Consider the following 15,527-nt stretch of genomic DNA (forward strand, 5'->3'; position numbering starts at 1 on the left):
CCGGTGTCCGCGCGGGCAGGCCGATCAGCGTTCGCGACCAGGACGCAGGCGGTTACTGCGCGATGTCGATGCTGCTGATGTGGATCATGTGGAACAATGGCACGGCCTGTGCCACCGATGCGTCCTCTTCCTCGGGTGCGCACAGGGTGCCTGTCACCACCACTTTCTTCCCCTGAAGCGCCTTGCCCTCCTCCTCGGGTCGATCAAACAGATCCACGAAACTGCCATCCTCAAGAGCAAGGACGACGACACAGCCCGCTGCACTCAGGTTGCCATCTGCATCCCTGACAAGGGTTCTGTGTCTGGGGTTGAATTCTGCGCGGTACGCGCCCGCAAGGCGCACCACCCGACCCGTGTTTTGTTTGAAACCAGAGGCGTCAGAGAGTACCGGCGCATCATTCATGGCTTGGCGCTGAAGGTCGTGGCACGATTGCCATGGGTGCCGCTGGCCAGATGCTCATCATGAAAAGTCTGCCCGTCTTCGGCCTTTGTACCATACATCTGGAACGCCCAACTGCGGTCAACAAAGTCTGCGGCCCACTCGCGCAGCCTCTTGATCTCTGCCGCGAGTTCCTTGCCCGACATCGTTTCCTTGGCTTCCCTGATGTTGTTTGCGGCACTGACCGCATAGCTTTCCAGGGTCACATTGTCCGCGCCGTCCTTGGCCACAACACCCCCCCAGTGGAAATTCCACGTCTTGCCACTTGAAGCAAACCCCGGCATGTCCTTTTGCGTCACCATGGTATAGGCCCCCCCGATTTCCGGGTTCGCATAGCGGTTGATACCGACGTGCTTGTCGAATGCGGTGCGCCCCTCTTCGCCAAGCGCGTAATACATGCGCCGCGCTGATTTCCCGCTGCGCGGCTTGATGAACCAGGAAAACGGGCCAATTGACCGGTAGTGAACGCCTTTGGTCAAGTGGCCCTCGCTGACATCGCTGCCGTAAAAGGCCTTTATTGCCTTGGGGAACATTTCATTGGAATAGGCTTCGGGGCTGTTTGAAGCCTTGCTATCCCCGATATTGGTCGTTGCCTTGGGCGTGCGACCGGTGTCTTGCGCCCCCATGATCGTGCGGGCCACCTTGCCACAATCGGTCCACATGGCCAGCATGTCATCGTCCGTCACACCCATGTCATCGGGCTTTTCCCCTGTGTTGATCTCTTTCAGTTTTTTCGTGCGGTCATGATCGACATCCGCAATCGCCTTTTCACGCAGATATGGTGCGACCCGATAAATATCGTTTCCTTCCAGCTCCATCAAATCAGCCGTTTGAGTCAGTCCGATGGCTGAGGAGGCCGCGAGCAACTTGTCATCCCCATCCTTGATGATTTCTGGCGTGGCATAAAGCGCAGAGCCCCCGCCGCTCTTGTCCTGCGGGACCCCCGATTTTCGCGAGTCGCTCAGACGCCACTGCGGCGGGTCATCTGCCGCCGTTTCGGCAAAAGCCTGCAATACCGGGGCATTTTGGGCACCGCTGTCGGCCATGCGTTGCAGGGCCGATAGCCGATGAACAGATGCGCTTTGATCCGCCTTGGCCTGAAGTGCATGTCCGGCCCGACCGGGCGTGCGCCGATCCGGCTGCGGGCGGCTTTTCATCGCCTTGTTGCGCTTTTTGCTGGGCTGAACCATACACTTCATGCGGGAAAGGGTAATCGACCAGCGTTTTTGTCGCAAGCCATCTTTGCAGGGCTTCTGAGAGGATGCGGGTCAACGCAGGTTCTGACGGCGACAAACCGCGCAGTACACGCCGCCACTGCACATTTTATGCGCGCAGAGAAACCGGGCATCGCACGACGCCCCGACCTGCGCCCGGCAGGCCGTGGACTGCGCCGCTTCATCCTACTTGAGAATGATCGAGCGTTGCTCCGGGTCGTCCGGAAACACGCGGCCATTTTCAACGCATTGAAAGATGTGTTCAAAAACCAGCCCCGGATTTCCAGCCTTTTTGGCATAGCGGAAATAATTGTGGCCTGTCGGCATATCATAGGCCGTGTTGATATCGTCGCAATCGACCTGAAACACGTTGCGCGGGGTTTTTTTCATATCTTCGGGACCGGTGTGGCCAAGCCTGCGCGACGCCACCTTGTTCCTGAGGTTTGCCGCCTTGCTGGCACGCAACGCCAGATCATCCGAGGCATAATAAACGACAACATTGCGCGATGCGTGGCAGATTAACTCGCCGGAATTGCCCTCTTGCAGGGTTTCATTCACGACGTCCGCTGCCACGAGAAAAGTGTTGCGGAACAGGAGCGGCACGCCCGAGGCCAGATCATATCTGTCCCATTCTACCAATGTCTGGCGCAAAACGCGGTTCCCCATGGAATGGGCCAACATGTTGATGCGTTTGAGGCACGGCGCCACATCCGGTTCGTTTGCATCCGAGTTGCGCCACTCCAGAAACTTTTCCAGAACGCGGGCAAAGGAGTAGCCGCTTTGATCCGCTGATTTCTGATCATCCCAGTAGTCATTGACGACGCCGAGATCGTTGTCGCAGGGCCAGATGATCGGAACCACCAGCGCTTCCTCGTTCTTTTTCTGATCGCAAAGCTCCTGCAGTTCGCTGGCCATACGGAACACATCTTCGGGCAGGTTGTTGAAACCATGCACAAAAAGCAAAACCTGCTTGTAGTTCGAATTCTTCAACCTGAGAAGGAATTCGGCGCTGCCAATCTCCGTGTGATCCTCATCCTCGCCCATCTCACAGAAAAACACGGAATTGCTTGGCGCATTGTTTCTGAGATCAAAATTGAACTTCCTGCCCTTGCGGCTCCGTATGCTTTGTGTAGGAAATCGGTTTGTTACAAATAGCATCGCGGCACCCCCCTTTTAAATCTGGTTGTTGAAAATCTGTTGCACGTAATGCGGGCAGTCTATCAAAAAAGAACTTCTCTGTCACTTGTGCCGGGCCGCTCTGAAAGACGCCGGTGTCCCGGCAACGCAACGCCCACTCGGTCGGGGTGCGTGGCTGGTGTGATTGCTGGTCCGCCGATGCACGTCAGGGAGCAGATCGAAGCGACGCGAGACCAGCTATTTGATGGATAAGAACGCACAGCTTGCGTGTTTGGCGATCTGTTGTGACGTGCTGCCCGCAAACATCCCGCTCAACGTGCCAAGACCACGGCGCCCGGTGATGACGAGATCGGCGGCGTAAAGACCGACAATCATCATGATCTCATCAAAGGCGTCGCCTTCCGCGACTGTCGCACTGGAGGGCGTGATGCCAGCGCTCCGCACCTGTTTGACGGCGGCATCCATGACATCCGATGTCAGCCCATTTCCGCCAGTGGCCCGTTTTGCCTGATCTGACTTGACCACCGCCTTGTTTTCCAGCGCATGTATAAGGTGGACTTCCCCACCAAAGGCTTCGGATAGCTTGCAGGCGGCCTCCACGCCACGGGTCGCGGCGTCCGACCCGTCCACAGCGACGACAATTGACTCAAACATAGCTTCTCCGATTGGGTGACCTCGCGGCGATCAGAACAGTGTTTGGTCTGCGCGTCTTTGCTTTAGGTCAAACGCAGCGCCGTTTCCTGCATCCGCACCCCAGATACCGCCCCAAATACGGCAGCGGTGATTCGAATCCGGGGCCATATCCGATATTTCAAGCCCGTTGCGCGCAAAGCATCAAATTGACATTCGCAGTTTCGGCAAGAGAACTGACCCCTCATTTCACCTGAAAAACAGGGTAGTTTTCGCTGTTAGCGGCTAAACTGGAAAAAACTTCTTACCAATTGCGACAAAAAGTATTAAATCCTCGATCCAGATCAGGCGTGAGGCACATCCGTTCCTTTTGCCGATCCATATAGGGAGGACGATATGACCATCAAAACCACAAGCCGCCGGAACGCGCTGCGCACTCTTGCCGGTGCAGGTGCCGCAACCTTGGCCGCACCGCATATTGCAACCGCAGCAGGTGAGGGGACAACCTGGAAAATCCAGACGTCGCACACTGGCGGGATTGGCCTTGCCACCTTCAAGGACTGGTGCAGCTCGATCGAAGAGAAAACCGGCGGGGAACTTGCCTTTACCGCTTTTGGCGCGAATGACGTTGTGGGCGACTTCCAGCTTTATGACGCGGTGAAGAACGGCGTTCTGGACGCTGTGAACCCGTTCACCATCTATGCTCAAGGCATCATTCCTGCCGCGACGTTCCTAACCAGCTATCCGCTGGGCCTGCGCAACCCGCATGAATGGGATGTCTTTTTCTACAGCCTTGGCGGTCTTGAGATCGCGCGCGAGCTTTACGCGGCACAGGGTATGAAGTTCGTCGGCCCGGTCCACCACGGCCCCAACATCATCCACTCCAAGGTGCCGATCCGCTCCATCGACGATTTCGCGGGTCTGAAGATGCGCATGCCCGGCGGCATGGTCGCGGAAGTCTTCAGCGAAATCGGTGCCGAGACAACCGTTCTGCCCGGCTCCGAAATCTTCCCGGCGCTTGAAAAAGGCACCATTGACGCGGCCGACTTTGTCGGGCCAGCGGTGAACTACGCGCTCGGCTTCAGTCAGGTGACAAACTATATTTCCATGGGCCCTGCCGGATTTATGTCGCTGTATCAACCGGTTGACCTGATGGACATCACCGTGGGCCAAACTGCATGGGACGCCCTGTCGCCACAAATGCAGCAGTTCGTCGAGATGGAAACGCACGTCTACTCCGACATGCACCACGCCGCGATCCAAAAGGCCGATCAGGAAGCATGGGCCAAGTTCGAAGCCGACGGCACGGAAGTCACGCGCCTGTCACAGGACGATGTGGAACTGATGACCGAGGTCGCCGTACCGATCTGGTTCGACTATGCGAACCGCGACAAGGACGCAGCCCGCGTTTTCAAAATCCAGCTTGATTACATGATGTCCGGCTCTCTGGGCTACGTCACGCCAGAGCAGATCGAAGGTCTGACACTGAACCTCTGATCGGGGTCAGATACTGACCAAATCACTGTGACAGCCCGGCGTTCTGTCGGGCTGTCCGTGCGAGACATCCCTTTCTCAACAGGACAAAGACATGCCCAGTCTAAGCTTTACGCTGCCACACTGGCTCTATCTGGTTGGCCTGATCGCCTTTCCACTTATTGCCATGGCATTGGCCCGTCGCCCCCAGCCCGCTGATCGTGAATATTCCTCCGCACTTGGTTATATGATCCTTGTGACCGGTGGTATCATCGGGCTGCACCGCTTTTACCTCAAGAGCATGCTCGGCTTTCTGTATTTGCCGGTGTTTCTGTTCATCCTCTACTCGAACGGTCAGGAACAGATCGCGCGCAACGCCCTGTCAGATGTCACGAACGAAGTACGCAGCGCAGAGCGGACGATAGATCGCGAAACACCCCGGCTGGAGAAGGCACGCGAGGATGTGATCGCCTTTACCACCGCCTTGTCGGAGGCAGAGGAAGGGTCCTTCGCCGAAAAGTCCGCGCAACGCAGACTGGACCGCGCCACGGGCGGTGTCGAGACGAGCGCCGCGCGCATCGAAGAGGCGCAGCAGGCGCTGGATGCTGTTGGGGATCGGCTGGATGTTGCAACACAAACGCGACTTTTCTGGACGAACGCCGCGAAATACGCGCTGTATGTCATTCTTGCGTTTCTGGTTATCGATGCGCTGATGTTGCCGGGCATGGTCAAACGTGCCAATGCCGCCATTGAACCCGAGGAGTTGTCAGAGGTCGAACTGGCCTTGGAAAATGCCGAGATCGAGGAAGGCCCGAAAGACGACCGCGAATGGGGCAAGAACTGGATCGACCGGTTGTCGCTGTTTTGCGGCGAATTCGTCTCCTACTGGGCGGTGATCGCGGTCTTTGTCTACTACTACGAGGTGATCGCGCGCTATGTCTTCAACTCGCCCACCAACTGGGCACATGAGGCAATGTATCTGATGTTCGGCATGCAATATCTGATCGCCGGCTCTTATGCGATGCTGACCGAAACCCATGTGCGCGTTGATATCTTTTATGCACCGCTGGAGAAAAAATCCAAAGCATGGGTCGACCTGTTGACCTCTGTGTTTTTCTTTATCTTTGCCGGCACGCTTTTGGTGACCAGCTACATCTTTGCGATGGATGCGATCGCTGTGCCCTCGGGCAATGGTGTCCTGTCGTCCTGGGCGCGCGGTGAAATCCCGACCAGTGAAATGCTGGCCACTTTCAACATGGCGCAGTTCACAGACTCTGCGATTCGCTGGGGCGAGATCAGCTTTAACGAATGGGAAGTGCCGCTGTGGCCGATGAAATGGGTCATGGTGATTGGCGGTCTGCTTTTGGTGCTGCAAGGCATCTCGAAGCTGGCAAAAGACGTGCGCGCTGTCGCAAGAGGGGCATAGACCATGGGCATTGAAATCGGAATTGAGCTTTTAACGCTCATCATGTTCGGCAGCCTGCTGGCGCTTTTGATGGCGGGTTTGCCACTGGCCTTTGTCACGGGCGGTCTGGCGTGCGTGTTCCTCTTTATCCTTGGGGACGCGCAGGCGCTCAACATCGTGCCAAGCCGCATCTTTCCGCTGATGACGAACTACCAGTTGTCGGCCATCCCGCTCTTTATCTTCATGGCCGCCATGCTTGAGCGGGCGGGGATCATCAACGACATGTTCGATGTGATCTACAAGGTGCTGGGCGGCGTGCGCGGGGGGTTGGCTGCGGCAACGATCATCGCCTCCACCGTGCTGGCGGCCATGGTTGGTGTGATTGGTGCCGCCGTTGTGACCATGGGCATCATCGCCCTGCCCGCCATGCTGAAACGCGGCTATGATCCCAAGATCGCCATGGGCTCGATCATGGCCGGGGGCACGCTGGGCATCCTGATCCCCCCGTCCATCCTCGCGATCATCTACGCGGTTGTGGCGGAGCAATCGGTCGGGGAACTGTTCATCGGTGCGGTGATCCCCGGTCTGATGCTGTCGGGCATGTACATCATGTACGTTCTGGCACGCAGCGCCATCAACCCGACGCTCGGCCCGCCTATTCCAATGGAGGAGCGGGTATCCACGCGGGAAAAGATCCGTCTGGTCGGTAAAATGTCCGCGCCGATCGCCCTGATCGCCGTGGTGCTGGGGGTGATCTTCTCCGGCGTCGCCACCCCGGTTGAGGCGGCAGGCATCGGGACCTTCGGCGCGTTTATCGTCGCGGCCATCCACCGCAAGCTCACCTGGCCAACGGTGCGCGAGGCCTGCCTGACCACGCTGAAAGCCAGCGCGATGGTCATCTGGATCATGTTCGGTGCAACCATTTTCGTGGGTCTCTACGTGCTTGAAGGTGGCCAGCAATTCGTACAGGACAGCCTTGCCGCCACAGGTTTTGGTCCATGGGGCATCCTGATCATCATGATGATCGTGCTGGTCGTTCTGGGCATGTTCCTTGACTGGGTCGGCATCCTGCTGTTGTGCGTGCCGATCTTTGTGCCGATCATCAAGGCCATGGGGCCGGAGCCTTTCGGCATGACCGATCCCAACGATCTGGTGCTGTGGTTTGGGGTGCTTTATCTGGTCAACATGCAGATGTCGTTCCTGTCACCGCCCTTTGGCTATGCGCTGTTCTACCTGCGCGGGGTGGCCCCGCCCGAAATTCCGATGACGGATATTTTCAAGGCAGCACTTCCCTTCCTTGCGCTGCAAATCGTGGCCCTCGTGATCTGCATGTTCTTTCCGCAGGTCATCACCTGGCTACCCAATCTGGTCTACGGATAACGGTGCAGACAAAACGGCGGCCCCACGGGTCGCCGTTTTCATCTGAGGCGGCAACAGGGCATAAAGCCCCCTATTCAAAGTGCGCAATATTTGACAACCTGCCTGTGGCGAACAGACGAGGGAGGCACCAATGAGCGACCGGTTTGAAGATGGCATGTCCATAAGGCGCGCCGTTCTCGGCGATGCGCATGTCGACAAGACAGAGGCCGAGCGGCACCCGATTGAGACGCCGTTTCAGACGCTGATCACCGAAGCGGCATGGGGCACGGTCTGGGCCAGCGATGGCATCAGCCTTCGCGAACGCTCCATGCTGACGCTCGCCCTGTTGGCGGCCACCAGAAATTTTGATGAAATCCCGATGCACATAAGGGCCACCGCGCGTACAGGTGCCAGCCCGCAGGATGTGATGGAAGCCTTTCAGCATGTGGCCATCTATGCCGGGGTGCCTGCGGCAAACCGCGCGATCAAACTTGCCAAGCAGACCTATGCGGAAATGGAAGATGCAGGTGAATGAGCAACCGCGCGCTGTCCCCCCGAAACTGGCAGGTGCATCCGCCCGCCCTTGCGCCGGCCTATAAAACCAGCCGGTTGCGCGCACCTGCGCAGGCCCTCATCGCGATGGACCCGACCACAAGCGAGCTGTCAGGCCCCACATTCGGCCCGGCGCAGATCGCGGCGAGCGACAGTGATCTGCTGCAAAACCACAAGACCACAGGCCTCCCGATCGGCGAGCGCATCATCGTGCATGGGCGCGTGCTGGATGAACAGGCGCGACCCGTCCCGCATACGCTGGTCGAAATCTGGCAGGCCAATGCCAGCGGGCGCTATCGTCATGTGAACGACAGCTATTTCGCGCCGCTTGATCCGAATTTTGGCGGTTGTGGCAGAACCCTCACCGATCAGGACGGTGCCTTTCGGTTTCACACGATCAAACCGGGTGCCTACCCTTGGCCAAACGGTCCCAATAGCTGGCGGCCTGCGCATATCCATTTCTCGGTCTTTGGCACCGCATTCGCGCAACGCCTGATCACGCAGATGTATTTTGAAGGCGACCCGCTGCTGGACCTGTGTCCGATCTATCAGGCGATCCCCGACCCTCATGCGAAGGCACGTCTGGTTGCCCCGCTGGACATGGAGACGAGCGAACCCTTTGACAGTATCGCCTACCGCTTTGACATCGTCCTGCGTGGGGCATGTTCCACCCCCTTTGAAAACCGACCCGAGGGGAATTGACCATGACGCTGCCTGATCCCCCCAAACAGGAAACCGCGTCGCAGACCGCAGGCCCCTATGTCCACATCGGACTCCTGCCAAGAATGGCGGGCCTTGCCTTGCATCCAGTGGAACTGGGCCGCAGCCTTGTCGGACCGGAAACCAAAGACGCGCGCATCACGGTCACGGGGTGCATCCATGACGGTGCAGGCGATCGCGTGAGAGATGCTATCATCGAGGTCTGGCAGGCAGATGGCACGGGCAGCCTCGCAGGAAACGACGGCTTCACCGGGTGGGGACGCGTGGCGACGGACTTCGACACAGGTGTGTTCTCGTTTGAAACCATCAAACCGGGATGCGTTTTGGATGCGGGCGGTAAAGTGATGGCTCCGCACCTTTGCTTTTGGATTGTGGCGCGGGGGATCAACATGGGGCTGAGCACACGGATGTATTTCCCGCAGGACAGTCAAGCGCATGAAACAGATCCCGTACTGTCAGGATATGTGCCGCGAGAACGGCGCGACACCCTGATCGCCCGGCGCGAGGGCGACACCTATCACTTTGACATTCACCTGCAGGGCGCGCGGGAAACCGTTTTCTTTGATGTGTGACGTTCAGCCCTGCAAGAGGCCATTCAGATAGGCCGCATTTCCCTTCAGCGCGGCGTAATCATCCTGCACGACATAGATCGCGAAATCCGTCATGAAGTCAGCAAAACGGCCCTTGTCCAGAAAGGCTGCCTCGAAATTCTCGCTGCTCATATAGGGCGCAATGGCCCCGGACAGTCCGCCCACCAGATAAATGCCGCCAAAGGGCAGTTGCACCAATGCAAGGTTGGCGATGACCAGCGCCGTCAGGCGCACGAAGTACCGCACCGTCTGCACGGCAAGTTCATCCCTGTCATCCGCGCAGGCCGACATGATCTGCGCCGAATTCAGCAACCGGTTTTTCCCGGCCTCATGCGCCAGAAAAGCAAAGACACGCTCCAGCCCGCGGCCCGACAGAATGTCATCAATCGCGGCAAATCCGTGACGTTCCTCGATGAAGGCGCAGAGCCGCAGGTCCTGATCCGTCCGGATGGGCATGTTGGCATGGCCACTTTCGGATGTTGCCACATAGGCCCCGGCCTGCGTCATGAAAACGGGCGAGGCATTGAACCCGGTTCCGAGGTTCACAACAAGGCGCGCGTCCCCTTTGGGTGTCGCGGCCCCCTTGCGCAGGCGGGCAAGATCACCCGGCCCCAGTTGATCAAGCGCGTAACCCTGCGCCTGAAGATCGTTCAGCAATGCGACGCACTTTGCACCTGTTGCCTTTGCGATCTCCGCCTCGTCCATGTCCCAGTCAAGGTTTGTGAGCCGCCCCTTGCCGCCACTGACCGGCCCCGCAATTGCCACGCAGACCGCCCTTGGTTGCACATTCCCTTCTGCGGCCAGATACTGCGCAAGGACCGCCGTAAAGCCGTCATTGTCCGCGTTACGGTAGCGCCGGATCGTGGGTTTGAGCACCTCAACCCCATCACAAAGGGCAACGCGCGTGTTTGTCCCGCCAATATCGGCAACCAATGAAAACTGCTGTGAAGGGTGCGACATAAGGTTTTATCCGAAAGAGGCCGAAAGGAACGGCAAAATTGACTCTATCGGCCTTCTAGTGAGCGCTAACACTCAGGTCAACGGAGCATGCGAGCAGTTTGATAATCCGCGCCACCTCAGGGGAAGGCAACACCGGCGTCCCCCGTTTGCCATTGCGGGTATTTCGGCATGATCCGGGAAAAGGCGTCACTGGCAAGGAACTGTGCCAGCCAGTCCTGCAGCTTTGGCCAATCCTGCGTATCAAACCACGCCTTGTCGATAAAAGCGAACTGGCGGACAAAAGGCAGGATCGCCAGATCTGCCAGCGTTGCCCGGCCAAACAGAGAACCGGACAATTGCGCCTCAAGCGCGCGCAGATAATCAGCCGCCTGTGCGCGCGCCTCATTCGGGTCGGACTCCGGGTACCGCGTGGCATATTTCGTGCGATCAAGGGCCGCCTTGAATGGACCATCGCAGGTTTCGATCAATTGCCAGCCGGTGTCGGGCATGTCCAGCAATCGCTCCGGGTCGTTCCGTTTCAACGCCCAGATCATGATATCGAGGCTCTCGTCTATCACATGCTGATCCGTGACCAGACAGGGGACGGTGCCGCTGGGCGAGGCCTCCAGAAATTCCTGCGGCTTGTCTTTCAGCACGACTTCGCGCAGGCACACCGGCACCTGCGCCGACACAAGCGCAAGCCGTGCGCGCATCGCATAAGGGCAGCGGCGAAAGGAATAGAACACAGGCGTCATCGCCTGCAATCTGCCAGCTTACGCCGCCCGCAACAAGCCACCCAAAGACATCAGATCACTGTGCGGCCATCGGCAGACGCGCCAGCTCGCATTGCGTCCAAAGCTGCCCGAGGGCAGAAACCAGATGATCAATATCGGCGGCGCTGTGGACCGGGGACGGGGTGATGCGCAACCGCTCGGTTCCCTTCGGAACCGTCGGGTAATTGATCGGCTGGATGTAGACGCCGAAATCCCGCATCAGAATGTCAGAGATGTATTTGCATTTGACCGGACAGCCGACCATCACCGGGATGATGTGGCTCGGGTTCATTTCATGCGGAATGCCGAGGGCATCCAGCCGCGCACGCACGGCCGCCACACGATCTTGATGCGCGTTTCGCTCTGCCTGAGACGTCTTGAGATGGCGTACGGAGGCTGCCGCACCCGCCGCAACCGCAGGCGGCAGGGCCGTGGTAAAGATAAACCCGCTGGCAAAACTGCGCACAAAATCGCACAGATCAGCGGATGCAGCGATATAGCCGCCCACTACACCAAAGGCTTTGCCCAGAGTGCCCTGGATCACCGTCAGACGGTCCATCAGCCCCTCGCGCTCAGCAATGCCACCGCCGCGCGGACCGTAAAGGCCGACCGCGTGGACCTCATCCAGATAGGTCATGGCGTTGTATTTATCCGCCAGGTCGCAGATATCAGCGATCGGCGCGATGTCACCATCCATCGAATACACGCTCTCGAATGCGATCAGCTTGGGCCGATCCAGCGGCTGTTGCGCCAGCTTGGTCTCAAGGTCCGCCAGATCATTGTGTTTCCAGATCTGACGCTCTGCCTTGGAATGGCGGATGCCTTCGATCATCGAGGCATGGTTGAGCGCATCGGAAAGGACAAGGCAGTTGGGGATTTTGCCCGCCAGCGTCCCAAGAGCGGCCCAGTTGGACACATAGCCGGAAGTGAAAAGCAATGCGCTTTCCTTGCCATGCAGATCCGCCAGTTCGGCTTCGAGCAATACGTGATCATGGGTCGTGCCCGAGATATTGCGCGTGCCCCCTGCCCCCGCACCGCAGCGGTCCAGCGCATCATGCATCGCGCCCAGCACATCAGGGTGTTGCCCCATGCCCAGATAGTCGTTCGAACACCAGATCGTCACCGGCTTCTCGGTCTCGCCCCCATGCGAGCGCGCCCGAGGAAAGGCGCCGCGTTCCCGTTCCAGTTCGGCAAATACGCGGTAGTTGCCCTCTTCTTTCAGCCCAGAAAGAGTTTTTGCGAAATACGATCCATAATCCATGTGTCTTGATGCCCTTCCGTTTCAGCTTCAAGAGGTACACAAGCCGACAAGGCTCGCGCCTTGATCCAGATCATATCGGTGCCGCGCCCATGGCCAGTCGCGGCTCACTGGCCTGTCTGTGTGGGGCTCCAGAGCGTCTGACGAAGTACTTGACACATCAGGTATCACGTAACGCGTTGAAATTCTTGATTTCGGGCGGCGTTGCGTGATTCAGGTTTTTCGCATGACGCTTTAGGTGGAAATCCCGCCATCCCGGTCAATGGACAGCACAACACCGGATGCAAATTGCGGGTCCGGCACAAGCAGAACCGGCGGCGTTGACCAGCCCATCTGGCGCGCCACGACAACACCCATCGGCAAGATGGCGTCACGCTGCCCGAGGATCAGCGCCAGCGGGCTGACATCGCGGTAAATCAGCTCAAGCAGCACCGCAGATGAGCTGCTGGAGCCGATAAGCTCATGCAAAACAACGATTTTCCCTTTGATCAAAACGCCATACTGCGGATGGCCCGCCAGCACCACCCGCGACGTCGCAGGATCAACCCCGCCCCAGAAACTGAGAGGAGCGTCGATGCGCAATACCTCACCCTTTGCGCGGCCCTCGCATAAAACCTCGCCTTGCCAGCGCATCACCAGCCACCGCGCGAGCCAACAACCCGGCCCGCCTGCGCACTTGCGACACAGTCATGCAGGCTGCCGAAAACCGGGTCATATCCGGTGTTTCCCTTGGCATAATGGGCGAATTTGGCAGAGTTGGTCATCAGCACACCGGGATGATCGGGCAAAATCGGCGTAACGACCACACAGGTATCGAGCACAAAAACGACGCCCAATGCCTCGAGCGCGCGGCTTGTGTTGTCCCTTTCCAGATCGATCATACTGTGCCGCCCGAGGCAGACGTAGACCGGCACCTTGAACGGCGTGTCCCGCGCCATGGCCAGCAGGGCGCGACACTCATCGGATGAAAAATGCGGACTGCCGAGCGCCACCGCATCAATGTGGCCCGTGTCTGCGCGGCTGAGGTCCCGTTTGGCCTCGATCATCATGCGCGGTGTGATCACCCGCACGTCGCGCGCAGGGCGGCCCCCAAAGGCGGTTGCCTGATCCGGGGCCTCCGGCGTGATGCCGATCAGGTGGACAAGCCCCACGGCCCCGGTCGATGCCGCACCGGCACAAAGCGCTTTCAACTGATCCTCGCCCGGCGCGCCCTGAATGCCCTTGACCGCGCAGACACGTGCCCCTGCCAATCGGCCGATCAACGCACCGAGCACGGGGAAAAACACCTCGTCCTGTTGCCAGTCAGCGGGGATGTCGGACAGATCAAGCAGCATCGTGGCATGTCGGTTTTCAGCCACATGCAACCCATAGTAAGGCGCGCGGCCCGCAATCGCGCAGGCGATGTCCAGAAAGTCCCCATAACGATTGGTGCGCGCGCCCAGCACAGAGTTGCAAAAAGCCACCGCGTTGGATTCCCCCCACGCCACCTGTGCACCGAGCCCCGGACGCGCGCCTGCCTGATAAGGCGCACAGGTCCAACTGGGCACACAGCCCAGCCGCTCATGGGCCACCATCAGACGGAACGCCATTTTTCGCGCCTCGCCAGACAGGCGCGATTGTGCGGGTTTCAGCAGGTTCAACGCGCCCACGTTGGTCGTTGCGGGCACGGTTGTTTGCGCGCCAAGTTCAACCAATCGCTCACAAAACAACGTCCCGGATGCCCCGTGATAAAGACAGCCATCGATATGTGCGGATTTGATCGGCACCAAGCGCTCGGCCCCCAGAATACGCGCGGCCTCGAGAACGATTTCGAGAGCCATGCGCTGGCCTTTCGAGCCCATCCGCCCCTCAAGAACCGCCGCTTCGCCCTCAGACAGTTGGATGTTCACTGACATGTCGTCTCCGTTGCCGGTGCGAACGCTCGTTCAGGACACCACCGGAACGGCAAGGTTCTTGCGGACCCGGAAAAGGTTGACCTTTTCGCGATCCTCGGCGGGGTGAAGGCCAAAGACTTCCTTGTAGTTCTGAATCATTGGTGTCGCGGATGCGTAGCCGACAGCCAGCGCAATCGCCGTCATGTTGTCGTTGGAATAGCGCACAAGCTGGCGCGCCGCGTTCATCCGCATCATGCGGTAATACTGCAAAGGGCTGTGCCCGGTGGCCTTGCGGAACATACGCTCAAGCTGGCGCGCGGACACACCGACGATATCCGCCACATCCGCGACTTTTATCGGATCCTCGATGTGGCTGGCGAACAATTCGATGGACGCCCGGACAACGGGGGGCAGCATGTCATCGGTGCTCTCTGCGCGCACCGTCGGCACCCGTTGATCGACACCCTGACCGCGCACAAGCGCATGTTGAAACCAGCAGGCAACCTCGGTCGCGACGTCCTGCCCCAACTGTTCGGCCACCAGATGCAGCGCCAGATCAAAACCGGCTGCGGCGCCTGAAACCGTGGTGCGACGCCGGTCGATGGACATCACCTCGTTCGTGGCAGGAATGCGCGGGAATTCTTGTGCGAAAGCAGCGGCATAGCACCAGTGTACCGACGTGCGGAACCCTTCCAGCAGGCCGGCCCGCGCCAAGGGAAACACTCCGCCACTGACCGCGCCCAAGGTCACACCATGACGTTCCAGCTTGCGCAGCTGCGCATCTGATCGCGCAGGGTCCGCAAAAGAACTGGCAGGGGCCGCCATCAGGTAGAGCTGATCAATGTCATGCACATCATGCAGCCCCGCATCGGCCTGAAAAACGACCTGCGCGCTGGATGTCACCGTGTTCCCGTCCTCGGACAAAATCACCCAGTCGAAAGCATCCACCTCCGCGATCTCATTCGCCGCGCGCAGCGGCTCGATCATCGACGTCAGGCAGGCCATGGGAAAACCCGGGAAAATCAAAAAACCGATGGTTATCTTGTGGTGTTGCGCCATGACCGTACCTTATCAGGATGAATCATCAGGAAGCCAGCCTGAGCGCAAAGTATTTGCGTAGACCGAGGGGCCGACAGGTCGCGGTTCGCCCCGGTTCCCATGCAG

At 58.9% G+C, this 15,527-nt stretch carries 16 protein-coding genes; 6 read left to right on the forward strand and 10 right to left on the reverse strand.

Features of this window, described 5'->3' with window-relative positions; translation table 11 throughout:
• Positions 1-52: 52 nt before the first annotated feature.
• The 4 genes from RD1_RS17250 to RD1_RS17265 all read right to left on the reverse strand — a co-directional run bounded on the left by RD1_RS17250 (position 53) and on the right by RD1_RS17265 (position 3,444).
• Positions 53-403: a hypothetical protein gene (locus RD1_RS17250; protein WP_011569845.1), complete on the reverse strand. Its 351-nt coding sequence runs from the start codon at positions 401-403 to the stop codon at positions 53-55.
• On the reverse strand, positions 400-1,629 hold the full coding sequence (locus tag RD1_RS17255; RefSeq protein ID WP_245897311.1) for a hypothetical protein: 1,230 nt from the start codon (positions 1,627-1,629) through the stop codon (positions 400-402). Before RD1_RS17255 ends, RD1_RS17250 begins: the two co-directional genes overlap by 4 nt.
• 210 nt (positions 1,630-1,839) lie before the next feature.
• Entirely contained in the window at positions 1,840-2,712 is an 873-nt protein-coding gene (locus tag RD1_RS17260; RefSeq protein ID WP_245897312.1) for an alpha/beta hydrolase, read from the reverse strand.
• A 315-nt stretch (positions 2,713-3,027) separates the two neighbouring features.
• The gene (locus RD1_RS17265) at positions 3,028-3,444 is read right to left on the reverse strand and encodes a universal stress protein (protein ID WP_011569848.1); all 417 of its coding nucleotides are present in this window, start codon (positions 3,442-3,444) and stop codon (positions 3,028-3,030) included.
• A 372-nt stretch (positions 3,445-3,816) separates the two neighbouring features.
• Between RD1_RS17265 and dctP the strand changes: the two genes are divergently transcribed.
• The 6 genes from dctP (at position 3,817) to pcaG (ending at position 9,501) form a co-directional block, all read left to right on the forward strand.
• On the forward strand, positions 3,817-4,917 hold the full coding sequence (gene dctP / locus RD1_RS17270) for a TRAP transporter substrate-binding protein DctP (protein WP_011569849.1): 1,101 nt from the start codon (positions 3,817-3,819) through the stop codon (positions 4,915-4,917).
• Between the two features lie 91 nt (positions 4,918-5,008).
• Positions 5,009-6,319, forward strand: a complete 1,311-nt coding sequence (locus RD1_RS17275) for a TRAP transporter small permease subunit (RefSeq protein WP_044033240.1) — start codon at positions 5,009-5,011, stop codon at positions 6,317-6,319.
• A gap of 3 nt (positions 6,320-6,322) precedes the next feature.
• The gene (locus RD1_RS17280; RefSeq protein WP_011569851.1) at positions 6,323-7,678 is read left to right on the forward strand and encodes a TRAP transporter large permease; all 1,356 of its coding nucleotides are present in this window, start codon (positions 6,323-6,325) and stop codon (positions 7,676-7,678) included.
• A gap of 130 nt (positions 7,679-7,808) precedes the next feature.
• Positions 7,809-8,192 carry a 4-carboxymuconolactone decarboxylase gene (pcaC, locus tag RD1_RS17285; RefSeq protein WP_011569852.1) on the forward strand — a complete coding sequence of 128 codons (384 nt, stop codon included), beginning with the start codon at positions 7,809-7,811 and terminating at the stop codon, positions 8,190-8,192.
• Entirely contained in the window at positions 8,189-8,911 is a 723-nt protein-coding gene (pcaH, locus tag RD1_RS17290; protein WP_011569853.1) for a protocatechuate 3,4-dioxygenase subunit beta, read from the forward strand. The genes pcaC and pcaH overlap by 4 nt, the downstream gene beginning before the upstream one ends.
• 2 nt (positions 8,912-8,913) lie before the next feature.
• Positions 8,914-9,501 carry a protocatechuate 3,4-dioxygenase subunit alpha gene (gene pcaG / locus RD1_RS17295; protein ID WP_011569854.1) on the forward strand — a complete coding sequence of 196 codons (588 nt, stop codon included), beginning with the start codon at positions 8,914-8,916 and terminating at the stop codon, positions 9,499-9,501.
• A 3-nt stretch (positions 9,502-9,504) separates the two neighbouring features.
• Here pcaG and RD1_RS17300 read toward each other — a convergent pair whose 3' ends face one another.
• The 6 genes from RD1_RS17300 to RD1_RS17325 all read right to left on the reverse strand — a co-directional run bounded on the left by RD1_RS17300 (position 9,505) and on the right by RD1_RS17325 (position 15,422).
• Positions 9,505-10,479 (reverse strand): glucokinase, encoded by a 975-nt coding sequence (locus tag RD1_RS17300; RefSeq protein ID WP_044033241.1) that lies wholly within the window; start codon positions 10,477-10,479, stop codon positions 9,505-9,507.
• 116 nt (positions 10,480-10,595) lie between these two features.
• On the reverse strand, positions 10,596-11,213 hold the full coding sequence (locus tag RD1_RS17305; RefSeq protein WP_011569856.1) for a glutathione S-transferase: 618 nt from the start codon (positions 11,211-11,213) through the stop codon (positions 10,596-10,598).
• A 55-nt stretch (positions 11,214-11,268) separates the two neighbouring features.
• Positions 11,269-12,492, reverse strand: a complete 1,224-nt coding sequence (gene hemA, locus RD1_RS17310) for a 5-aminolevulinate synthase (protein ID WP_011569857.1) — start codon at positions 12,490-12,492, stop codon at positions 11,269-11,271.
• 231 nt (positions 12,493-12,723) lie between these two features.
• Positions 12,724-13,122 (reverse strand): aconitase X swivel domain-containing protein, encoded by a 399-nt coding sequence (locus tag RD1_RS17315; protein WP_011569859.1) that lies wholly within the window; start codon positions 13,120-13,122, stop codon positions 12,724-12,726.
• On the reverse strand, positions 13,122-14,384 hold the full coding sequence (locus RD1_RS17320; protein WP_011569860.1) for an aconitase X: 1,263 nt from the start codon (positions 14,382-14,384) through the stop codon (positions 13,122-13,124). Before RD1_RS17320 ends, RD1_RS17315 begins: the two co-directional genes overlap by 1 nt.
• 30 nt (positions 14,385-14,414) lie before the next feature.
• Positions 14,415-15,422, reverse strand: coding sequence for a GlxA family transcriptional regulator (locus tag RD1_RS17325; protein ID WP_011569861.1), 1,008 nt, complete (start codon positions 15,420-15,422; stop codon positions 14,415-14,417).
• Positions 15,423-15,527: the final 105 nt, after the last annotated feature.

The sequence above is a fragment of the Roseobacter denitrificans OCh 114 genome (assembly GCF_000014045.1).
Taxonomy (GTDB): domain Bacteria; phylum Pseudomonadota; class Alphaproteobacteria; order Rhodobacterales; family Rhodobacteraceae; genus Roseobacter; species Roseobacter denitrificans.